The sequence below is a fragment of the Bifidobacterium canis genome (assembly GCF_009727065.1).
In the GTDB taxonomy this organism is placed as follows: Bacteria; Actinomycetota; Actinomycetes; order Actinomycetales; family Bifidobacteriaceae; genus Bifidobacterium; species Bifidobacterium canis.
In genome coordinates, this window is sequence record NZ_WNLP01000009.1 from 80,915 (window position 1) to 104,300 (window position 23,386).

General features: G+C 54.4%; 8 protein-coding genes, 1 tRNA gene, 2 rRNA genes and 3 pseudogenes. 10 read left to right on the plus strand and 4 right to left on the minus strand.

Translation table 11 applies throughout. The annotated features are described in order from the left end of the window. Positions 1-299 precede the first annotated feature (299 nt). Both GSD1FS_RS08020 and GSD1FS_RS08025 read left to right on the plus strand, forming a co-directional pair. Positions 300-1,844, plus strand: coding sequence for a riboflavin deaminase (locus GSD1FS_RS08020; RefSeq protein WP_155589143.1), 1,545 nt, complete (start codon positions 300-302; stop codon positions 1,842-1,844). Positions 1,845-2,004: 160 nt separating this feature from the next. After that, on the plus strand, positions 2,005-4,221 hold the full coding sequence (locus GSD1FS_RS08025) for a glycosyltransferase (RefSeq protein WP_155589144.1): 2,217 nt from the start codon (positions 2,005-2,007) through the stop codon (positions 4,219-4,221). A 132-nt stretch (positions 4,222-4,353) separates the two neighbouring features. Here GSD1FS_RS08025 and GSD1FS_RS08030 read toward each other — a convergent pair. Beyond that, positions 4,354-4,438: transfer RNA gene (locus GSD1FS_RS08030), tRNA-Ser, on the minus strand. Positions 4,439-4,621: 183 nt separating this feature from the next. Between GSD1FS_RS08030 and GSD1FS_RS08035 the strand changes: the two are divergent. The 4 genes and pseudogenes from GSD1FS_RS08035 (at position 4,622) to GSD1FS_RS08050 (ending at position 9,706) form a co-directional block, all read left to right on the plus strand. Further along, a pseudogene (locus GSD1FS_RS08035) lies at positions 4,622-6,492 on the plus strand (glycosyltransferase). Between the two features lie 160 nt (positions 6,493-6,652). Further along, entirely contained in the window at positions 6,653-7,444 is a 792-nt protein-coding gene (locus GSD1FS_RS08040; protein WP_155589145.1) for an ABC transporter permease, read from the plus strand. Further along, complete coding sequence (locus tag GSD1FS_RS08045) at positions 7,444-8,775, plus strand: ABC transporter ATP-binding protein (RefSeq protein WP_155589146.1); 1,332 nt, start codon at positions 7,444-7,446, stop codon at positions 8,773-8,775. Before GSD1FS_RS08040 ends, GSD1FS_RS08045 begins: the two co-directional genes overlap by 1 nt. 178 nt (positions 8,776-8,953) lie before the next feature. Beyond that, on the plus strand, positions 8,954-9,706 hold the full coding sequence (locus tag GSD1FS_RS08050; RefSeq protein ID WP_343030265.1) for a glycoside hydrolase family 25 protein: 753 nt from the start codon (positions 8,954-8,956) through the stop codon (positions 9,704-9,706). Here the strand turns inward: GSD1FS_RS08050 and GSD1FS_RS08055 are convergent. Together GSD1FS_RS08055 and GSD1FS_RS10445 are read right to left on the minus strand one after the other, a co-directional pair. Beyond that, positions 9,696-11,780, minus strand: a complete 2,085-nt coding sequence (locus GSD1FS_RS08055) for a glycosyltransferase (protein WP_155589147.1) — start codon at positions 11,778-11,780, stop codon at positions 9,696-9,698. The two genes, GSD1FS_RS08050 and GSD1FS_RS08055, sit on opposite strands and share 11 nt — an antisense overlap. A 134-nt stretch (positions 11,781-11,914) precedes the next feature. Next, a pseudogene (locus GSD1FS_RS10445) lies at positions 11,915-14,415 on the minus strand (LTA synthase family protein). Positions 14,416-14,636: 221 nt separating this feature from the next. Between GSD1FS_RS10445 and GSD1FS_RS08065 the strand changes: the two are divergent. Next, complete coding sequence (locus tag GSD1FS_RS08065; RefSeq protein WP_155589148.1) at positions 14,637-15,650, plus strand: glycosyltransferase; 1,014 nt, start codon at positions 14,637-14,639, stop codon at positions 15,648-15,650. A gap of 38 nt (positions 15,651-15,688) precedes the next feature. On the opposite strand, the pseudogene GSD1FS_RS08070 reads toward GSD1FS_RS08065, so the two are convergent. Continuing rightward, a pseudogene (locus GSD1FS_RS08070) lies at positions 15,689-16,715 on the minus strand (glycosyltransferase). Between the two features lie 213 nt (positions 16,716-16,928). Between GSD1FS_RS08070 and glf the strand changes: the two are divergent. From glf to GSD1FS_RS08085, 3 genes are all read left to right on the plus strand, one after another. Further along, a complete protein-coding gene (gene glf / locus GSD1FS_RS08075; RefSeq protein WP_155589149.1) occupies positions 16,929-18,113 on the plus strand; it encodes a UDP-galactopyranose mutase in 1,185 nt (394 codons plus the stop codon). Positions 18,114-18,883: 770 nt separating this feature from the next. Then, a 16S ribosomal RNA gene (locus GSD1FS_RS08080) occupies positions 18,884-20,421 on the plus strand. A gap of 472 nt (positions 20,422-20,893) precedes the next feature. Further along, a 23S ribosomal RNA gene (locus GSD1FS_RS08085) occupies positions 20,894-23,386 on the plus strand; the annotation flags it as partial.

A 23,386-nucleotide genomic window follows, 5' to 3' on the forward strand; every position in this document is an offset into this window, starting at 1 on the left:
TTCCTGCGTTGATTATATTTCCAACCCCAACTTGAAGAATCCTGTGAATCAGGGCACTCGTGAGCAAGTGAGCGGTAATGCACAAATTCAGCGTGGATAGTGCGCAGTAATAATTCACAATATTGTGCATATCTCGAGTTTTATCCACAGTAATGTGTGCGTAAATATGCCAAAACCAGTGGATAACTAGCGTATTGTCAACTTTTCCACAGCATTATGTGAACTATCCGCTCGCTCTGCCCACATTTGCCAGTGTGATTTCGCACACGCCACAACTACCTACAAGGAAATGAGGAACAATGGCAGAACAGTTCGCATTCGACTCCGTCGCTTTTCTGCAGCTGCTCAATCAGCTGCGTCGCCGCTTCGACGAAGTGGTGTCTCACGCACCGCTGAGTTTCGAGCAGATCGACGGGGATCTGGTGCAGCCGCAATGCGCGCACAAACACACCGAACGCGGCGAAAAGAACAGTGAAAGGAACATCGACACGGTGGCTCTCGTGGAGGAGCCGAAAGCGATTTTCGAGCGGATCGACGCGCGCGTTGCAGAACTCACGGAAGAATTATTCAGCACGACGCACTGGGCATGGATGATTTGCGTGGCGTCGCGCGGACTCGATTCGCGGTTTATCGACGATGCGCGCGCATTCCTCTCGTACTGCTCGTCGATGGTGCGCAAATTCGGCATGGGCGCATGGCTCTACGACTTGCTCAACGATGCTACGATGTCGATGCTGCTGCACCGCCCCTCGGAACACATGCCGGTGGTGCAGACTCCGTATGAATCGATCGTCGACGTGATTCGCCGCCGTCACCGCACGGTCGACCAGCGCTTCGGCACCGTGCGCGAGCGCGAGCAGTGCATTCGCGACCATACGCGTCACGCTCACGCGCTGGCCGCATACTGCACGCTCAAATGGGGGACTGCCGGCACACACCGCAGCACTATGGCGCAACTGCTGCTCAACGAGCCGGGACTCGGCATGTGCATGCTGCGCGAAGACAAAACGGTGCGTGACCTCGGCGCATGCCCAGACATGCGTTTCCGCCGCGTGATCAAATATGTGCGGCAGCTGCGCGTGCAAGCGGACTTCGAATACGCGAAAGATGCGCTGCACAGCGACGATATGCCGAACGTGGAGTCGCACGCGCCGGAAGTGCAAGACATGGATAAGAGATATTTGTACGACGCGCGCAAACTCGTGGAGGCATACCGCGCACTCTGGCCGCGGCACACGCGCAGCACGGAGACCGTGCTCGGTGAGATCGAAGAACGAAACGCACTGCCGACGCAACCGTTGTGGGAGAACACCGTGTATTTGCGCGATCTCGCAATGTCGCTCATGGGCTCAAGCATGGCGTCGAAGCTGATCGGCGGTTTTGAGCGCAGAGATATGGAGGACTTCGAGAAAGGCGTGCGCCTGCTGAAGGCCATGTGCTCGCGCGTGCAGGAGCTGGGACTGCCGTTCCTGCCGATTCTCGTGATCGAACAGCTGCATCAGAGCATGATGGAGATCGCGCACGAAGATTTCCCCAGCATAGAGATTCCCGATTACGAGCAGCTCGACTGCGAACATGACGATGAACACGAGCTTGACGTGAGCGAATACAGCGGCGACGCCGTTGAAGACATGGCTGCGATGGTGCTGCAGCGCGTGTTCCCCGAGGAAGACGAGGCGAATGCGAATATGGCGATGGCGCTGCTGCGTGTGCGCATGGGCGATTACGCGCAGGTCGTGATGGAACTGTTCGGCGATGATGAAGAGGGTTTGGACGATGATTCTGTCGACGATTTTCCCGATTCGGGTGGGAGGGGTGCCGCTGACTTCGATGTGATCGCCTGAGCATGCATTCTGGCGACCTGTATATTGTGCAGATATATACAGGTCGCCAGTTGTTTGCTGGTGAAGTTTTCAGCCGCTATGCCTAGACTATTAACGTATTTTTATTCTGTTGCTAGGGGCGTTCCGAAGATTCCTTGCAGAAGAGAGAATGAGGTATAGCATGAATCAGCCAACCGGTCAGTCTTCGACTGATTCTGAGAGGCAGAATACGAGCCTGAGACGAAGTTTCTGGATAAGCTGTGTGATCGCATTTGTGCTTGTGGCACTGTGCGAAATTGGCTTCTTCAATCTCGGTCATTGGAGAACGACGGGTTTGCAGCATGCCACCGTCGGTAAAGCGGTTATCGGCAAAGGCCTCAAGCACCTAGAAGGCAATGAATATAAGATAACCGACACTGACACGGCGACAATCACTGTTCCGATCGAAGGAAACGCAGTGCGCGTGGAAAGCGTACGCGTGCAAGTTGACCCGAACAGCACGAGAAAAACATTCTCGAATGCGGTTATCGCGTTGAAAACAACTGGTGGCAGCACGGCGTCCGGCACGGAATGGGTGTATTCCACCGATAGTGATGGCGTGTGGTTCGATTCGAACAACACGTTGTCGTACAGCAAGAACCCTGCGAGCCAATACATTCTGATCGGCAAGAAACTGCATGAGTACAAATCGACGGCAGTACAGGTGAAATTCACCGATGCCAAAGATGCCGTGGTGCTATTCAACGGCATCGACGTGAATCCGACGATCCCATTCAAAATCGTTCCTCTGCGCCTAGCTGCGGAGATTGCGTTGGCTGCATTCTTCGTGGTGTTCCGCCCGAAGGGACGCGTGTATCGCATGCATGTGAACCTGCGCAGTGTGCCGCAACGACTCGTGACTGCTGGCTTCATCGTTGTTTGGAGTTTGGCGCTCATCGCGCTCGCTGCAGTGAGCCGTGTGCCGGAACCGGGCGGACTCCACACAGCGTTCATGCACTACATGGATCCCGATCAATACCAAGAACTGGCTGATGCGCTGATCCATGGTCATACCTGGCTTGATCTACCTGTTGACCCGGCGCTGACGACAATGGACAACCCATATGACTATTTCGCCAGATATAAAATCGCATCACAGGGCAATCATCAGTTCTATTGGGATCATGCCTACTACAACGGTCACTATTATTGCTATTTCGGCGTTGTGCCCGCCATTCTCGCGTTTGTGCCATATCAGTTGATCACTGGCACGGCGCTGGCTACCTGGAAGGCCATCGCTCTCTTCAGCGTTGTGGCAACGGTGTTCGGCACGTTGTTGGTTCGCCGCCTCGCCCGTGACTACTTCCCCCAGGTTTCTTTGGGCATCGTGTGGCTGGCAACCATCGCGTTCAATCTCGGCAACTGCCTGATTCTGTATTGCTTCGCGATCCGCTTTTATGCAGTGCCCATGGCGGCTGCCATAGCTTTCGTATTCGCCGGCTTGTGGTTCTGGCAAATTTCCAAGCGCAAAGATGGCACGGTAAACGGCTGGTACGTGGCTATAGGCTCCGCAATTATGGCGTTGAATCTGGGCACGCGCCCACAATTCGTGGCTACGTGGCTTCTGGCATTCCCGATGTTCTGGCCTCAGATCACCAAACACCGCACGTTGTTCTCACGCAAGGGGCTTGGCGCGACGATCGCTGCTCTGGCACCATTCTTCGTCGTCTGCATTCCAGTGCTGTATTACAACTATGTGCGCTTTGGTTCTTGGACTGATTTCGGTGCCTACTACAATCTGACGGGCTACGATTTGACCTCTCACAGGGGATCTCCGTATCAGCTGTTGCTGGGACTGTTTGATCAGTGGTTCCAGCCGACGAGCACAATGCCGAGATTCCCGTTCATCACCACGGTAGACACAGCGTTGGCGATGCCTAACGAGCCGTCGCTCGGCGGCTATTTCGCTGTGTTCCCGGTGGCACTGTTCGCACTGCTGTTCTTCCTGACTCGTCAGCAGCTCCGTAAGCATGGCGTGTGGGCTATGACTATCATCATGGTGGTCGCAGCAATCGTGATTACTGCGTTCGACACGTATACGAGTGGCACGTCGACCCGATACTACGGCGACTTCGGCTATTTGGTGATGCTGTGCGCAGTGTTTGTGATACTGGCGTTCAGCTCCGTTGCCCAGAAGGTCGATGTGAACGATGACGGTACGTTGAAAGACATCACGTTTGCCGTGCAGCGCTCGCTGAGTTTCCGCACATTGCAAACAGTGCTGTTGACTTTGCTTATCATCATGGGATTGATCAACCTGTTCGGCCTGTTTGCAACAGGTGTCTATTCGAATTGGGCAACCCTGCGTCCGAACCTGTATGTTACGGTGCGCAGCTGGTTCATCGGTCTTACGGCGTAGCCGATGCATTGATAGCAGAGTGGGGGCAAAAGATCCATGGATCTTTTGCCCCCACTCTGCTTCTGGCTGGCGTACAGATGCATGCCGAGATGATAAAGAAAAAGGTTCCAACATGCGTTGGAACCTGAAGAGCGGAGGATGCGAGATTCGAACTCGCGAGGCTGTTACACCAACACGCTTTCCAAGCGTGCGCCATAGGCCACTAGGCGAATCCTCCATTGCGTTTGAGCAACTCGAAAAGAATACAACGAGACGTCTACATGCACAAATTCAGCGTGTCGTTCATGTGAGAGCAATAGGGATAAAACTTAGGAACGCTTCCTAATATAATCATGCGTACTACAGTGATACGTGCTTTTACACGAACATGACGAACCGTATACGTTATTGAAGGTGCTATATGCCATCATTTAAATTCGCGAATGTGCTGTTGGAATCTAATCCACGTTCAGAAAACTACCTTGGATTGTATTGCCGCGCAGACAGAGCTGTTTCGCGCAATCCGATAGACGGTTTCTGGATGTTGACCGACGCGGGAACCTTTGATTTCACCACATATTTTAACGCGTTGTCTGTGCGCAAACTACTCAAATACACTACGGCGACTGCGTTCAAGCTTCACCTTGAATTGCGCGGCTCTGCTTGCACGGTCATGCAGACCACAACCGATCAGTTCTCCAAGGAGTCAGTGCCTGTAGAAGAGACGTTGCAGCATGTTGGCAAAAGCGATGAATGGCACAACGTAGATATTGATTTGCAGATCGCTGATACGGCCGTTCTCGTTGGGTTCATCATCTCCACCGAAGGTGCGGTCGAAATTCGCAATGGGTATTACGAACTAGAAGTGAGCGAGGAACCTCGCGATGTGGAACTCGTTCTGGCTACGACCACATTCAAAAAGAGAGCTTCGTCATCAGCAACATCAATTTGGTTCGAGAGAATATCGTTGAGTCTGGTGAACATATTGCCGACCATTTCAACATGTATGTGATGGATAACGGTCGTACACTCGACAAGCAAACACTCGATTCTGATCACATCACCATTGTTCCGGAGGGGAACGTGGGCGGTGCTGGTGGCTTCACGCGTGGCATGATCGAAGCGCTGGAACAAACGCCTGCTGCGACGCATGTGATTTTGATGGACGATGACGTAGCCGTTTCCGCAGAGAGCATCAAGCGCACCTACAATCTTCTACGCGTGCTCAAGAAGGACTACGAGTATTCCATGGTGTCTGGCGCGATGCTCAACTATCGCATCGGAGAGGATCAGAACGAAGACACCGGCTATATGAGCGAGCGTGGAGAATTCCTCCCATGCAAAGAAGTTCTGCGTTTGACCATGCTTGACGATTTGATCTACAACGAGTTGTTCGAACCGACGCCGCGCATGCAGAAGGCGCACTATGCCGGTTGGTGGTATTGTTGCATTCCAACTGCGATGATCCGCAAGAACGGGTTGCCGTTGCCGTTGTTTGTGCGTAGCGATGACACCGAGTACGGCTGGCGGTGCCATCCCGAGTTCATCACGATGAACAGTCTTTGCGTCTGGCACATGCCATTCAAAGAGAAGTACGATGCGGCGGTGGAACGATATCAGACTACGCGTAACCCGCTTATCGCGCAGTTCACCACAGGATTTGCTCCGGAATCGGACTTCATGTATGCCATGTATAACAAGCTCCGGTTGGAACTGAAGAAGTTCGGTTACGACAATGCAGAGCTGGTGCTTGACGGCTTCGAAGATTTCCTGAAGGGACCGAAGTTCATCGAGCAAAAAGGACGAGCTGAAGAGACGTTCTTGGCAGCCAATAGAAACAAAGAGAAGCTGATGACATTCGAAGAGCTGCAGCATGCTGCCGAACAGGATCCGATGTTGCAAGGTTTCGATATCAGAAAGGTCGACCGTCAGGTCATCGAAGAAAATCCGCCGCGCACCATTCCCGAAAGGCTTGTTGACTATTTCACCGATAACGGTCAGCGATACCTGAAGACGGAAGGTGAAGGTTACGCCATCATCCCGTTGATGGGATGGATGTATCCTGCTGGTTCGATTCGTGGCAAGAAGAAGCTGATCGCTTTGGATTGGTACAACCGTAAAGGCGCGATCCGTACAAAGGACTCAGCACGCTATCATGCCATCCGTCAGCGTTACCAGCGTGATATGCGGTATTACAAGGCCAACGAAAAGAGATTGCGTAGAGAATACGCGGCGGCTCGAGACAAATTGACTTCGATCGAGTTCTGGAAAGACTATCTCGATATGAACTGATTGGTTTTGCCTAGTGCTTGATATTCGTGGCACTAGGCAAAACATTCTGTGCGATTTCAATGTTGCGTGAGATCAGGTACAATAAGACGATTGATCTCGATTGGAGAAGATACGAGTGAAGACGTTGGCACAACGGTTGAAAAACCGCTATGGATATGCGATGACCGTATTGCGTGGATTGGTGAAAACCGATTTCAAAATGCGCTACCAAGGCTCGTTCTTAGGCGTCGCATGGTCCGTGTTAAAACCATTGATGCTGTTCTGTGTCATGTATCTGGTGTTCGCAAAATTCCTGCGTATGGATGACGGTACTCCTACATTCCCCGTCGTACTTCTGTTGGGCATCAGCTCTTGGCAGTTCGTCACCGAAACAGTTGGCATAGGGCTGCGTTCGATCGTAGATCGAGGCGATCTGCTGCGCAAAGTGCATTTTCCGAACTACATCGTCGTGGTTTCCGCATCAGTTGGATCACTGATTTCACTCGGCATCAACTACGTCGTAGTACTTGTATTCGCTCTGTTCTCACATGTGCAGTTCACGTGGCGAGTACTGCTGGTGCCTATCAATGTTGCTGAGTTATATATCATCGCTTTGTCAATGGCATTGATTCTGGCCACTTGCTATGTGTACTTCCGCGATGTGGCGCACATCTGGGAAGTGTTGCAGCAGATAATCTTCTATGCCATGCCAATCATCTACCCACTGAGCTACGTGATCGATAAGGGCGGTACTCTTGCACAGCTGGCCAAGTTGGAGCTGCTGAATCCAATCGCGCAGGCGATTCAAGATATCCGGCACAATCTCATCGCGCCAGAAACGCAGCCAACCATTTGGAATACCTTCGATTCGTGGTGGCTCAAGAGCATTCCGCTCGTATTGACCGCGTTGCTGTTGTGGTTTGGCATTTATATCTTCCGTAGAAACAGTCGTAAGTTCGCTGAGGTGATGTGATGAGTGAAGCAGGGGAGTCTCAGGAGTTGGAATCGGTCACCATCGACAATTATGAGAGCCAGCCAGTCGTTCTCGATGTTGAGCATGTCGATAAATGGTTCAAACTGCCCACCGAGCAGGCAACTGGTTTGAAGCAGGCATTCATCAATTGGACGAAAGGCATCAAAGGTTATAAGCAGCAGCAGGTGCTCAAAGATGTGAGCTTCCAAGTGCACCGTGGTGAATTCTTCGGAATCGTGGGGCGCAATGGTGGCGGTAAATCCACACTGCTCAAGATCATTTCGCAGATCTACTACCCGAATCGGGGCAGTGTGAACGTGAGTGGCAAACTTGTGCCATTCATCGAACTCGGTGTGGGCTTCAATCCAGAGCTCACAGGGCGCGAAAATGTCTATTTGAACGGCGCATTGCTCGGTTTCACACGTGAGCAAGTCGACGATATGTATGATGAAATCGTCGAATTCGCCGAACTCGAAGATTTCATGGACCAGAAGCTCAAGAACTATTCGAGTGGCATGCAGGTACGTCTTGCCTTCTCAGTGGCGATCAAGGCGCAGGGCGACATTCTGGTGCTCGACGAAGTACTGGCCGTCGGTGATGAGGCGTTCCAACGTAAGTGCGACGATTACTTCGCGAAAATTCGCCAAGACCCCACCAAAACTGTCATTTTGGTGACGCACGATATGAATGCGATCAAGCGCTATTGCACACGTGCAATGTTCATTCAAGACGGCGAAGTGACTGCGATCGGCGATCGTGAAACAGTTGCTGAAAGCTATACGCTGGCCAATTTGGAAGCGGAGCGTAAAGAAGAGAAACTGAAAGCCGAGCGTGCTCGCAAATCCGGCCAAAAGGTGTATCCGAACGGTTTGAATGAACGTTGCCCTGTGCTGCGTACTTATGCTATTTCACCGTTGGTCATGACCAGTGACCAGATATTCCGTTTCGCCGTTGAATACGAATTTAACGAAACCGATGACTTCTATCTGGCGATTGCGTTGCACGATATTCGTCGCGGTGGCATCACTTTCGACACGGGAGCACATAATCCCAAACTTCATCTCACGAAGAAGGGGCATCACACCGTGTATTTCGAGATGCCATTGCACCTCTTCAACAATGGTGAATTCCGCCTCTTCACATCGTTGCGTACACCCATTCCAGGCAACACCGACACCACCGATATGGTTGCCGTGGCTTTGGACGATAACGCCTGTACGTTTGCAATACGAGATCCTCGCAATATGGATTATGCATTGATCAATACTCGTGTGATGAGCATCGAACCGATTTCTAAAGAAGATGCGGAGCGTGGAGCTGCCCAACAGTAGGCATGCAAGCGTAAATTCATAGCATATATCATGCATGCACGAGTAGTGTATTACAAATGGTGCGCTGAGAAGTTGCGCGTATTTTGTGTTGCGGTAGGCAAAAGTACTCAAAGGAAAGCATATATTGGTATCACGCGACAGGCTGAGAACACTTATTGCAGGCATAGCTTTGACCGCTGTGGTCGTGTTTGTGCCGTCTGCTTGCAGTGGCGATACCACGCGTAACTCAGGCCCGTGGTCGTATGCGCACGGCGAGTATTCGTTCACGCAGTCCGACGGCAAGGTGTTGCAGCCGGTGATCAAAGTGATCGACGTGTCGGAGCATCAGAAAAGCATCGATTGGCAGAAAGTCAAGCAGTCGGGCGTTGACGCCGCAATTTTGCGCGTAGGCTACGGCTACGGCAATGAAGACAAGTATTTCAAAGAGAATCTGGCGGGAGCGCGCGTCAACAGAATTCGATACGGCTTGTACCTTTACAGCTACGCATACGACACTGAGTTTGCTCGCGAAGAAGCGAACTATCTGCTCAAAGAGCTAAAGAAATACTCGATCACAGATACCGACGTTCCTATTTTCTACGACCTCGAGCACACCGAAACTTGGGACGGGCACAAAATGCCCACTGACGCGGCGGCATATGAGAAAATCGCCAAGGCGTTCTTCGAGGTACTCGAGAACGCCGGCTACACCAATGTGGGCATCTACACGTATGCGAACAATATGACGTCGCGCATGAACAGCACTTGGTTGCGCGCGCACACGAGCTGGATCGCCTCGTACGGCGACGTGCTCAGCTACAATTTCAAAGATTATAGCGGGCCTCGCGCATGGCAATACACGTCCACCGGCCGAGTGAACGGCATCACCGGCAACGTCGACATCAGCGTGTTCGAGCCGACGTTCTTCACAGGTTCAACGATTACTCGTTAAAAATTTTCGCCCATTGCTCGATGCTGCATAGATCAGCGGCACGGTACTCTTCTGCAAGCGCGTTGAAACGCTTGCAGAAGACCTTTGTCAGATACAGATTCCTGAACATTAGCGTGCGCATTAGCTTGTTGTCTCGTTTGCACCATGCGACCGAATTGCCATCTGCCGAGGTGACCAGTGCAGATGATTGATGCCGGAATGCGCGCCACGTGGCGTCTTTCGCGGTGATGGCAATAGCCGGATTCGTGTCTTGCAGTCCGTTACGTGGCGATATGAGATCCTTAAGCAGCGTAGTTATGCCCTCACGTTTCACAGCTGCCGGAGACTCCGGCTTACTATTAGGAGCGTATTGAGCCAACGCCGGGGGGAAATCATCGATGTTCGGCCGCGTTTCGGTATCGCTGAATCCTTTGCGCGCCTCACGCACCTCAGCGAGCTTCGTAGGCATGGACGAGAGGATGTATTGCGGGCCGCGCATCACATCTCGTAATGCCAGATGGTGCAGATGCAGGCTCGAATACACCAAGCGGAGACCGATCGTCACATCGTTGTATGCCATCTGATACACAAGTTGCGGTGTTGGCTTGCTGGAGTGCAGCAAGGAGCAGATCCAACGATTACGATTGTCAAAATAATCTTCCCAGGTTCGCTGCGGATCCTTGCTGTGCCAGGCCTGATGCCACACGGCCACGCCTGGCAGGCTCACAGTCGTATAGCCATGGTCTTGTGCCCGCAAACCAAATTCGAAGTCATCGTATTTGATGAAGACGGGCAGAGACAAGCCGATGTCTTTCATGATGGCGGTGGGAATGAGGCACATCCACCAGCCGTTGAAGTCAGCGTCGAAACGACGATGCAAGTGAGGCTGATCACGCAGCGGGAACTGGGCGTAATCCTGATTGTATCGTTGACCGACTGCGGGCAGAGGCCTCATATTGTTGCGGTTGACGATCTCACTCTGTGCATAGAGCACTGTGCGGTTGTCAAGGTGGAACATGCCTCCGCCGACAATCGTCGGCTTGACACAGTAATCAGCGAATTGCACGGCGCGAATAATCGATTCGGGCTCACTGATGGCATCGTCATCGAGCAGCATCGTATAGGAGCTGGTGCCGGCACGCAGTGTCTCGAACATGCCACGGGAGAATCCGCCGGAGCCTCCGAGGTTCGCTTGCTGAATGTATGTGAGCTGCTGGCCCAGATCTTGCGCGGTTTTGTTGAAGCCCTCTTGGCTGCGCACACGGTCAGTACCTTGATCAACGCAATATATCGTGTCGAGACGCCCGCGCACGTTCATGTCTGTGGCAATGGTGCGCAGTTGGCGCAGACAATAGGTTGGACGATTAAATGTGGTGATGGCGATCGAGAACGTCGTGGGGTTCTGCGCAGAACGATCCGTGGTGGGCACGCTCCACGTCGCTTTGCGAATATGCAGTTCATTGGTTTCACCGGCTCGAGCGTCGAACCAGAAGAATCCGCCATCCATCAAGTCGTCCATCGTGATATCGGCAGTGACAGTGGTGAACTGTTCAGTTGAATCCACCGGCAGTGTTTGCACGGTATGCAGCAGCCCGCGACCGGAGGAACGCATGACCGAGATCGCACCACCACCCTTAACCTGCACGGTGAGACGAACCTTGCTGATGCGCGTCCAACGACGCCAATAACCTGCTGGGAACGCATTGAAATAAGTGCATAGGGAAACTGCTTTGCCGGCATGTACGCATATAGCATCGCGGTTTTCTACGGTGAAGATGTCGGAAGACACGTTAGCTGGCTGGCGTAAATTCGCGTTGACAAGTCTACGGGCATCTGATTCGTTCATGGCGGCAAAATCGATGTTGTAGAAATCTGCAACTGGATCGATTTCATCATGGCTCATGCGCGGCTGTGTCCACTCAAGTGCATAGAGGGGAAGTATGGCATTACGGTCTTCCATAGGGAACACAACACGGTTCACCACTTCCCAACTGTTACCCGTTTCGCTACTCGGAGCAGACGTTGCAGATCGAGGCTGGGAAGATTGTGCCGCGTATTTTGCTGTTGAAGTTTTTGGAGAGGTATTCGCTGCCATAAGTTCTCATACTATACCGAATGAGGAATGTCTAGCGTGCTTTCTTGCCATGATGGGTGATTTGAGATGGAGCAGATATGAACAGTGCGCAGAGTCGAATTGCTCTGCGCACTCGGTTGCTCTAGATGAGTTAATTACTTTTGAGGTACATCCATGAAGCCCATGTCCATCAGGTAGTTTTTGCCGACGCACATGTCATACTGCACCATCTTGTAGTCTGCAAGCAGTTCCTTAGCCTTGGTAGACAACGATTTGGAACTGATCACTTTCCCTTGATCGTCAAGGTATGTGGGCTCTCCGTCGCTGTCATTTCCGCCCCAAACACCAGTATTCACAGAACGTGACATCGCTGGAATCTCCTGGTGCAACTCATCAAGCAGCGCTAAGTAGGGGGAGACCTTTGCGCTCATCTGCTCAGCGGCCTGTGTCATGAAATAGTTTGATGACGAATACGCGGCGTTGGGCAGCTTGGTGTTATGCGAACTTGATGCTTTGTTAGACCAGATGAAATAGTCTGTCTCGTGGAGCTGGAGGGCGTTTTTCTTGTCTTTATTGGCGGTGCTATAGACGCCTGGCAGGTGATCACCATAAATACAACGGTGATAGGCTTGTCGATCGCATCGAGTTGATTGAGGAAATCTGCAGTTGCCTGATCGGTACGTTGCGCGCCTTTCGCATATGTAGCAATTGTATTCATTTCATCATCTGGCACATTCGAAGAATCATGTGCCGTTTTGAATTCGTTTGCATCGCCATAGATGTCGAAATACGGCGCATGATTCTGCATGGTGATGAGCTGAATATATTGCGATGGCTTATTTTCCTTCGTATTCTTCTGAATCGACTCGACAACGTTCTTGTAGGCCTCCGTGTCAGGAACATTGCCACCACCGCCATTATCGCTATGCGGGATCTTTGGTTTACTGTCGAGTGTATATAAATGCGAGAAGCCAAACTTCTTATAGTTGGTGCCACGCAAATACATATATTGGTAATACGGGTGGAAGCCGACAGAGCAATCGGTGGAATATGTGCCTCCGCAGTCTGCGTTCCATATCTGGTTAAATGAATAGAATTTTGACCGATTTGCCACAAGTTGTTGGTATGGAGACAGCATCGTATCGCTGAAATTCGCCATATTGAGTCCAGTCATCTGCTGGAATTCAATGTTCGCAGTGCCGCCGCCATAGCCAGGAGACAGCATCAAACCGGAAGTTGTTGTGTCTTTCAAAGAACGAATATTCGGCATCGGATCAATGTTAAAGTGAATATTCGGCACACGATTTGGGTCGGAGAAACTCTCAGACAGCACCATGACAACAGTGCTATCTGTGAGATTTTTGCACGATTTTTGTTTATTTCATCCGCTTTCTTCGCATATTTTTGCTGAATCTCTTGCATAGCCTGCTTGTTATAGCTGGACTCATCGTCCATGGCTTTAACATGAGTCAAACTCAAGAATGTGGTGAGTGCGCCATTCTTGCTTGCGTCGGCTTGAACATCCCATAATGTGGGGTCGTAGCCAATATTATTGAGTTGCTTCCGCCAGGCGCTTGAAGGGGTTGAAAGCGCGGCCGAGTAGGAAAAGACCAGCCATATGCTAAGCACAGGTGCAAGAATGCGGCACACTAGTCCAAAATATTTTCGGTCTAGCAATTGGATGCCTCCAAGAGCAGTAAATAAAGCCACGTCGCCTGTCGATGAACTGCACAATGAAGCAGATCACTACGAGCCAGATAACGAGTGGAACGGCGGCGTTGATAAGCGGTGTGAATTCATCGGTGACAAACGACGCAACTTCGCCGCCCCCGCCTCCTCCTCCGCCAGTGAGGAAGCCTAGGTCAGAAGGAATGACCGGTTCGCTTCTCATATTGATTTTAATTTTTGTCGCCACAGCAAAAATTACCGCAATGGAACTAAACAAAGCAGTGCCTACCCAAAAACGGTTAATTACTGTGATGCAAACCAAATAGATGAAAGAGAGTGCGATCATGTTGAGATATGATTGCGTCGTTGAAAGATCTTTATAAGTGTGACCGAATACTTGCTGGATCAGGTTTCCTTCATTTGTTTTGAAGGAAAGGTCTGGATTGGTGCTCCACAGCAGGAACATCGATGCCATAATGACCATCGCTGCAAACACAACGGTGTAGGCGCCATACGAGAACTTCGGGCGCTTGTTCCAAATCTGATAGAACTTCGTCTGCTTGTATTTGCGCCACTGACGGGTGATCGGGTTCTTCGTCGGCTTTGGTTCGCTCGAAGTTTCTTTATTACGCAGTTTGCGCTTCTTCTTGGATGACTTTGTTGACGGAGACACTAACGTGTGACCAGAGTTGGTGTCAGTGTGTTCCCCGCCAGTCTCATCAGCTTTTGCGGGCTGCTGTGCAGACTTGGCTTCGCCGAGCTCGGAAGCTGATGATTGCGATACTTCAACAAGCACGTTTTCGCGCGATAGAGCTTGCGTCACCTGATGCGACTTTTGCGTTGCCGTCTGAGTCGGAATGATGTTGCTCGTTGTCATAGCCGACAGGTGTTTGCGATATGCGAAACGGTGCTTGGAACGGTTGAGTTTTGCCTGTCGAATCGCCTGTGCCCGTGTGCGAGGAGCGTTCGAACGCCGGTATTTTCTCATATCCACTCTTTCTTCTGACCGCTAATGCCTCAATCCATGCGCCATACAGATACGTTGCATATGTCTCGCGCAAATACCCGTCTATTCTATTCACCAGTCGAGATACATCGTGAACAGCTGCAGTTTTCTTGCACATACTTCACGTTCAATTCCGCCCTTCACGCCACTTCGCACACACCTTCACCTCGCCACCCGAAGCAAGGGAACGTATACTGAACACCATGCAGTATTCAGTGACCGCAGTGGTTGTTTCATATAATCGCGAACATTTGCTCAGCGAATGCCTGCAAGCGCTCGATTCGCAGACGCGCGTGCCGGATCACATCGTCATCGTCGACAACGCGAGCACAGACAACGCGTTGCAGGTGGCGCGCGAGTTCGCGGCGAGCACCGCTATTCCCGCGCAGATTCTCGCACTGCCCGAGAACACGGGCGGCGCAGGCGGATTCTGCGCTGGCATTGCGCAGGCCATGCAAGACGAAGTGGACGCCCGCAAACGCGATCAAGATGACGCCGCGCACCGCGCCGCATACATCTGGCTGATGGACGACGACACGATTCCGACGCCGACCGCCTTGGAAGAGCTGCTCCGCGCCAGCGACGCATGCATACTTGACAACAACTGCCTGCCCACAATCCTCGGCTCGAAAGCAGTGTGGACAGACGGCCGCGAACACTTGATGAACAAACCTCGTCCGCGCGCCGCGCTCGCCAAGGGGCGCCGCGACTTGCACGGCTTCGATGGCGCGTACCAAGTGCGCTCGCTTTCCTTCGTTTCGTGCCTGATCAACGCCGGCGCGATTCTCGGCAGGCGGCGTCTGCCTCAGGCCGCGTTCTTCCTGTGGAACGACGATTTCGAATACACGACCGCTCTGTTGCGCCATGGCATCGGCTACTACGTGCCGCAAAGCGAAGTGGTGCACAAAACCAAGAAATTCGGCTCCTCCGATGCCGACCCCGGCGCGCGTTTCTACAACGAAGTGCGCAACAAGATCTGGATGCTGCGGTTCCATGCCAACGATTTCACATTCGTCGGCCGTCTCGCGTTCCTCACAAAAACCGCGCGGCGCTGGGCGTTGACGGTGATGCGCGCGCATGATCGCGCGCTTATTCTGCGCTGCCTGCGCGAAGGCTGGCATGACGGCTGGCACAGTGAGCCGGAGTCGAATCTGCGTATTTTCGAGCGTGTATGCCCGCAACTCGTGCCGGTGATCGAGCGACTTTCTCTCGAATAATAATATAAATAAATTATTTTAAATTAATATAATAATTATTATTCAGCGGCGTTCTGCGGAGCGGCGGCGCTGTGCCTGCCGCGAGGCTGCGTCTCCTCCTGTGCATGCGCGGTATTGCCCGCGCCGGAGAGTTCGCTGTTGCGGCGCGAGACGATCGAGTGATACGCGTGCTTGCGCACAGCGGTTGGCATCATGCGGTATGCCGCGCGAATAAACGTGTTGCGAATGAACTGCCACGGAGTCGTGAATCCGTCGCGCAAAAACGCCATTGCAAACGCAGCTCTTCGCGGAACATCTCCCAGCCGCCGCGACGCTCATACGCCTCCTGATTCGTGCGGTAGAGCACCAGTGGCTCCGGCACATTGAGGAATTGCGCGTGATTGAGCATCATGCGCTCCCACAGCATGTAGTCTTCGAATCGACCGGCGTCTTCCGGGTAGCCGCCTGCCGCGAGCACCGCGGATTTGCGGAACACGACGCTCGGGTGATGCACCGGCGACTGCATGCGCGCGTATTTTCAAGTTCGCGCCCTTCGGCAGGAAGCATGCGCACCTGCCCGGGCTGCGTTTCATCGCCGGAGAACTCGCGTATCGCGCTGCCCATCACATCGATCGGCAGTTTCGATTTTGCGCTCGTGTGCGACGCGGAGGAACGCCTGATGAACTGCGGCAGAATCGTGGCGAAACGATTCGGCAACGAGATGTCGTCGCAATCGGCGCGCGCGATAATGTCGAATTTGCAATATTCCAAGCCAATGTTGAGCGCATGCGCAAGTCCGCGATTCTCAGCGAGCGGAACAATGGTCACGCTGGGAACCGGCATATCGGGGTGTTCGACGGTGAACCACACCGAAATAGTCGACTGCAACGTGTCGAGGTATTGCTGCACTTGATCGGAAACCGGGCCGTCGCGCACAATAACCACCTGCGACGGCGGCAGAGTCTGCTCGATGGTGCTCGACTGAATGGAACGCTCGACTTCGCGCAGGGAATTGCCCGCATACACTGCCATCAGCAGTGTGAAGGGCACGGTTCCCTGCACTTGCTCGCGTTCCTTTTCGCTCATGCCACCTATCGTAAACCAAAGTGGTGTACGTTGCGCCGTGAGCCACGCGACGGCGCGTTATTGGCGCTGAATTATTCACGAATCGCACATGCCGCGTGTGCATACCGAACTCTATGCTGTAGGGAAACGCTACTTGAAACGCGCGCGTCGCATTCAATTTCGTGACGTGAGAAAAATTATTATCTGCAGTTTTGTGCAGTTGCGGGAGGACACATGACTTCAAACGAGCAGAATGCGACACCTGACTTGGTGATCGTCGGCGCCGGACTCTTCGGCCTGACCATTGCGCAGCAGGCTGTGGAGAAGCTGGGCGTGAACGTCACGATCATCGACATTCGTGACCATATCGGCGGCAACGCATACTCGTATATGGATCCGGAGACCGGCGCGGAAATTCACAAATACGGCGCGCACCTGTTCCACACGTCGAATCAGCGCGTGTGGGATTATGTGAACCGCTTTACGAAGTTCACGAATTACGTGCATCGCGTGTATGCCACGCATAACGGCGAAGTGTTCCCGTTGCCGATCAACTTGGGGACTATCAACCAGTTCTTCCGCGCCAACTACACGCCGGCGCAGGCGAAAGCGCTCATCGACGAGCAGGCCGGCGAACTTGCGGGCACGGATCCGGCGAGCCTCAACGACCAGGGCATCTCGCTGATTGGCCGCCCGCTGTACGAGGCGTTCATCAAGAACTACACCGCCAAGCAGTGGCAGACCGACCCGAGCGAACTGCCCGCGAGCATCATCAAGCGACTGCCAGTTCGTTTCAACTACAACAATCGCTATTTCAAAGACACGTGGGAAGGCCTGCCGGCAGACGGCTACACGGCTTGGCTCGAGCGCATGATCGACGATCCGCGCATCACCGTGCAGCTGGAGACCGACTTCTTCGACGAGACGCAGCCGCTCAACAAGAAGGCGCTTATGGCTGCTGGCGTGCCGATTGTGTACACCGGTCCGGTTGATCGCTACTTCGACTACGACCTCGGCGAGCTCAAGTGGCGCACCGTCGATTTCAAGGAAGTCCGCTATGACGAGGGCGACCACTTCGGTTGCGCCGTCATGAACTTCTCGGATTCCGATGTGCCATACACTCGCGCGATCGAATTCAAGAACTTCAATCCAGAGCGTGCGGACTTGCAGAACCCGAACAAAACCGTGGTGTGGGAGGAATACTCCCGTTTCGCCGATCGCGACGATGAGCCGTATTACCCGATCAACACCGAGGAAGACAAGGCCCTGTACGCGCAATACAAGGCAAAGGCGGAGGCCGAACCGAACGTCGTGTTCGGCGGACGCCTTGGAACCTATGCGTATTACGACATGGATCAGGTGCTCAACCAGGCGTTGGTCTCCTACGAGAAGCAGGTCGAGCCACTCCTCAAGAAGTGAGCACGGCTTATTCGCATCCTTTAGTTGCAGAGGCGGGAATCCAATTGGGTTCCCGCCTCTTGTTTTCGCCCCACGTCTACCCCTCTTCCCAAAGATAACCTCCAAGTTACTTTCCCGGTTGCTTTATGGTCATTTCTGCGTTCCCTCCCGCTAATTTGACGATGGAGGGTGTCCCTCGTTGTCGTTTTCGCGGTTTTGCCCGCATGTGTGACGTCGGGTGTCGCTTTGTTGTCGGTTTTATGCTTCCTGCCGCGGAATTGACGGTGGGCGGTGGTCTTTGTTGTCGTTTTTGCGTTCCCTCCCGCTAATTTGGCGATGGGGGTTGCTTCTTGTTGTCGTTTTGTTGTGTGTTTGTTGGTTTTCGACACGCCGGTGTTTTGGCTTGGTTGTTGGGGTTTTGTGGTGTTGGTTGGTGGGTGGGGTTGCGGTGGTGGTGGTTGGTGGTGTAGGTTTTTCTCTTGCTGCCGCTCGCGGCCCGCCTCCTGTTGTGGGGGTGTGTGGTGTGGGTGTGCGTGGTGGTTTGAGAACTCAATAGCGTGTACTGTACTACTTAACCGGAATCGTTTGGCTGGTCGGATCGTCGTGGTTTGGCCGGTGGTTTCCGGTTGTCTTTTGTGATGTGCCAGTTCCGACTCCTTCCTGATGCTTGTGCGTCGGGTTGCCTTAGCGGGTGTGATGGGGGTCGGGGTTTTTGATGTGTCCAACCCCGTTGGGGTTGGCTCGTCTGTTTCTTTTTTGAGAGCCGTTGTGTCGGCTTTTCCATGAAGGTTTTTGTGGAGGGTTCGATTCTGGCTCAGGATGAACGCTGGCGGCGTGCTTAACACATGCAAGTCGAACGGGATCCTTGGCAGCTTGCTGCCGGGGTGAGAGTGGCGAACGGGTGAGTAATGCGTGACCAACCTGCCCCGTGCACCGGAATAGCTCCTGGAAACGGGTGGTAATACCGGATGCTCCGCACCATCGCATGGTGGTGTGGGAAATGCTTTTGCGGCATGGGATGGGGTCGCGTCCTATCAGCTTGTTGGCGGGGTGATGGCCCGCCAAGGCTTTGACGGGTAGCCGGCCTGAGAGGGCGACCGGCCACATTGGGACTGAGATACGGCCCAGACTCCTACGGGAGGCAGCAGTGGGGAATATTGCACAATGGGCGCAAGCCTGATGCAGCGACGCCGCGTGCGGGATGGAGGCCTTCGGGTTGTAAACCGCTTTTGTTCAAGGGCAAGGCACGGGGTTTCCCGTGTTGAGTGGATTGTTCGAATAAGCACCGGCTAACTACGTGCCAGCAGCCGCGGTAATACGTAGGGTGCGAGCGTTATCCGGATTTATTGGGCGTAAAGGGCTCGTAGGCGGTTCGTCGCGTCCGGTGTGAAAGTCCATCGCTTAACGGTGGATCCGCGCCGGGTACGGGCGGGCTTGAGTGCGGTAGGGGAGACTGGAATTCCCGGTGTAACGGTGGAATGTGTAGATATCGGGAAGAACACCAATGGCGAAGGCAGGTCTCTGGGCCGTTACTGACGCTGAGGAGCGAAAGCGTGGGGAGCGAACAGGATTAGATACCCTGGTAGTCCACGCCGTAAACGGTGGATGCTGGATGTGGGGCCCTTTCCACGGGTTCCGTGTCGGAGCTAACGCGTTAAGCATCCCGCCTGGGGAGTACGGCCGCAAGGCTAAAACTCAAAGAAATTGACGGGGGCCCGCACAAGCGGCGGAGCATGCGGATTAATTCGATGCAACGCGAAGAACCTTACCTGGGCTTGACATGTTCCCGACGGCGGCGGAGACGTCGCTTCCCTTCGGGGCGGGTTCACAGGTGGTGCATGGTCGTCGTCAGCTCGTGTCGTGAGATGTTGGGTTAAGTCCCGCAACGAGCGCAACCCTCGCCGCATGTTGCCAGCGCGTTATGGTGGGAACTCATGTGGGACCGCCGGGGTCAACTCGGAGGAAGGTGGGGATGACGTCAGATCATCATGCCCCTTACGTCCAGGGCTTCACGCATGCTACAATGGCCGGTACAACGGGATGCGACGCGGTGACGCGGGGCGGATCCCTGAAAACCGGTCTCAGTTCGGATCGCAGTCTGCAACTCGACTGCGTGAAGGCGGAGTCGCTAGTAATCGCGGATCAGCAACGCCGCGGTGAATGCGTTCCCGGGCCTTGTACACACCGCCCGTCAAGTCATGAAAGTGGGTAGCACCCGAAGCCGGTGGCCCGACCCTCGTGGGGGGAGCCGTCTAAGGTGAGACTCGTGATTGGGACTAAGTCGTAACAAGGTAGCCGTACCGGAAGGTGCGGCTGGATCACCTCCTTTCTACGGAGTTTTCGTGGGGGCACGTTGGTGCCCCGTTTTTCGGCACCTTTTCTTTTCACCGCCTTTCCGGTGGTGGGGGTGCCTGCTGGCGTGGAAGAATCATGGAAGATTCGTATGGTGCGTGCTGTTGGGTTCCCTGGCCGCCACGGCCTTCCCCTTTTGTGTGGGGTTGGTGTGGTGCCGGGTTTCGTCCCCCCGTTCCGGGTCGCGTGGGTTTGTTCCCGTGTGGCTTGGTTTGGTGGGGTGGTGGTTTGAGAACTGGATAGTGGACGCGAGCATTCGGCCCCCGTGGTGGGGTCGTGTGTTCGTACTGTGATTCGAATCCGAGGGCACGCCCTTTTCGGGTGTGTGTTTTCTTGGGTTCGTTCGTGATCGTTTGGGCACGATGCCTTTGTGGTGTCGTGTTTTGTTCCGATGTCGTTGGGGTTTTTCAGTGATAGTTATTTTCGCTGTGGTGACGGCTCCCTTGTTGGGGGTTGTCGTCATGGGCGTATGGTGGATGCCTTGGCAGACAGTACCGATGAAGGACGCGTGGGGCCGCGATAGTCCTGGGGGAGCCGCCGACATGGCTTCGATCCCAGGGTTTCCGAATGGGGCAACCCGCCGGCCGTGATGGGCCGGCACCACCTTTGGGTGGGGGGTACGCAGGGAAGTGAAACATCTCAGTACCTGCAGGAGAGGATACTCCGTGAGTAGTGGCGAGCGAAAGCGGATGATGGCTAAACCATGGGCGTGTCATACCCGTCGGGGGTTGCGCTTGTGGGGTCGTGGGACGGCTTGTCCGGGTGCCGACGCGCCCGGCGCCGGTGATAAATGCATGCGTGAGGCGAACCGGGTTGGATACCGGGCCGTAGAGGGTGATGGCCCCGTAGCCGTATGCGCGTGCACCGGTGATGGTTGTTCCCGAGTAGCGCGGGACTCGTGGAATCCCGTGTGAATCCGCCCGGACCGTCGGGTAAGCCTGAGTATACCTGTCTGACCGATAGTGGACGAGTACCGTGAGGGAAAGGTGAAAAGCACCCCGGGAGGGGAGTGAAAGAGTTCCTGAAACCGTGCGCCCGCGAACCGTCGGAGCCCTCGTTTGTGGGGTGACGGCGTGCCTATCGAAAAATGAGTCTGCGAGTCAGTGGCATGTGGCGAGCATAAGCCGTTGGGTGTATGCGTAGCGAAGGCGAGTCCGAATAGGGCGTTTTCAGTCGCGTGTCCTGGACCCGAAGCGGGATGATCTAGCCCTGGGCAGGTTGAAGCGTGGGTAAGACCGCGTGGAGGACCGCACCCACTTAGGTTGAAAACTGAGGGGATGACCTGGGGTTAGGGGTGAAAGGCCAATCAAATTCCGTGATAGCTGGTTCTCTTCGAAATGCATTTGGGTGCAGCGTCGGGCGTTCGCGCGCGGGGGGTAGAGCTACTGGATGCTTGCGGGCCCGTATGGGGTACCAACAGCAACCAAACTCCGAATACCCGTTGCGTGTGGCCCGGCAGTGAGTCGGCGGGGGATAAGCTCCGTCGTCGAGGGGGAGACAGCCCTGACCGTCGTCTAAGGTCCCCAAGCGCGTGCTAAGTGGGAAAGGATGTGGAGTCGCATAGACAGCCAGGAGGTTGGCTCAGAAGCAGCCATCCTTGAAAGAGTGCGTAACAGCTCACTGGTCTAGTGGTTCCGCGCCGACAATGTAGCGGGGCTCAAGCACGCCACCGAAGACGCGGACGTCGACCTTGTGGTCGGCGTGGTAGGAGAGCGTCCCACACCGGGTCGAAGCGGCGGGGTAACCCGGCCGTGGACTGTGTGGGAGTGAGAATGCAGACATGAGTAGCGAGAGCAGGGTGAGGATCCCTGCCGCTGGAAGACCAAGGGTTCCAGGGCCACGTTCGTCGTCCCTGGGTGAGTCGGGTCCTAAGGCGAGGCCGACAGGCGTAGTCGAATGGATGAACGGGTGGATATTCCCGTACCGGCCATACAACCGACAAGCGGCTTCCATGTGGAAGCGCCGTCCGATGGCGGGTGCCTTCCCTTCGGGGTGGGTGCCTTCCTGCTGTTCGGCGTGGATGCGTGGTGGCTGAGCGTGTGGAGTGACGCGGACGGGTAGCCGGCCGGGGAGGTGGTTTTCCCTGGTCAAGCGTGCGGCCCCGCCCCCAGGCAAATCCGGGGGCATATGGGGCGAGGCGTGATGATGGGGGCCCTCTGGGCCCGATATCCGGTGATCCCGTCGGCCGAGAAAAGCTTCGGCGCGAGGTGGTTGGCCGCCCGTACCCGAAACCGACACTGGTGGTCTGGTAGAGTATACCGAAGCGAGCGAGCGAATCCTGGTCAAGGAACTCGGCAAATTGCTCCCGTGCCTTCGGCATAAGGGAGACCCCCGCGGGTGATCCTCTTTTCGAGGGGAGCGTGTGGGGGTGGCACAGGCCAGGGGGTAGCGACTGTTTACCAAAACACAGGTGCATGCGAAGACGCAAGTCGCTGTATATGCACTGACGCCTGCCCGGTGCCGGAAGGTTAAGAGGATCCATCAGCGTCCCTCGTGGACGCGAAGTGGTGAATTCAAGCCCCGGTAAACGGCGGTGGTAACTATAACCATCCTAAGGTAGCGAAATTCCTTGTCGGGTAAGTTCCGACCTGCACGAATGGCGTAACGACTTCCCCGCTGTCTCGACCAGGAGCTCGGCGAAATTGCAGTACGAGTAAAGATGCTCGTTAAGCGCAGAAGGACGAAAAGACCCCGGGACCTTTACTATACCTTGGTATTGGCATCAGGTGCGGATTGTGTAGCATAGGCGGGAGGCTTGGAAGCGGTGGCGCCAGCCATCGTGGAGCCGGCAGGTGAAATACCGCTCTGTCCCCATCTGATGCCTAACCCCGGCAAGTGATCCTTGCCGGGGACAGTGCCTGGCGGGTAGTTTAACTGGGGCGGTTGCCTCCCAAAGAGTAACGGAGGCGCTCAAAGGTCCGCTCGGCCCGGTTGGCAATCGG

Bases quoted from the DNA above. Each gene is read 5' to 3' on its own strand.
- GSD1FS_RS08020 (WP_155589143.1), top strand. From the start codon at position 300: ATGGCAGAACAGTTCGCATTCGACTCCGTCGCTTTTCTGCAGCTGCTC.
- GSD1FS_RS08025 (WP_155589144.1), top strand. From the start codon at position 2,005: ATGAATCAGCCAACCGGTCAGTCTTCGACTGATTCTGAGAGGCAGAAT.
- GSD1FS_RS08040 (WP_155589145.1), top strand. From the start codon at position 6,653: ATGACCGTATTGCGTGGATTGGTGAAAACCGATTTCAAAATGCGCTAC.
- GSD1FS_RS08045 (WP_155589146.1), top strand. From the start codon at position 7,444: ATGAGTGAAGCAGGGGAGTCTCAGGAGTTGGAATCGGTCACCATCGAC.
- GSD1FS_RS08055 (WP_155589147.1), bottom strand. From the start codon at position 11,780: ATGGCAGCGAATACCTCTCCAAAAACTTCAACAGCAAAATACGCGGCA.
- GSD1FS_RS08065 (WP_155589148.1), top strand. From the start codon at position 14,637: ATGCAGTATTCAGTGACCGCAGTGGTTGTTTCATATAATCGCGAACAT.
- glf (WP_155589149.1), top strand. From the start codon at position 16,929: ATGACTTCAAACGAGCAGAATGCGACACCTGACTTGGTGATCGTCGGC.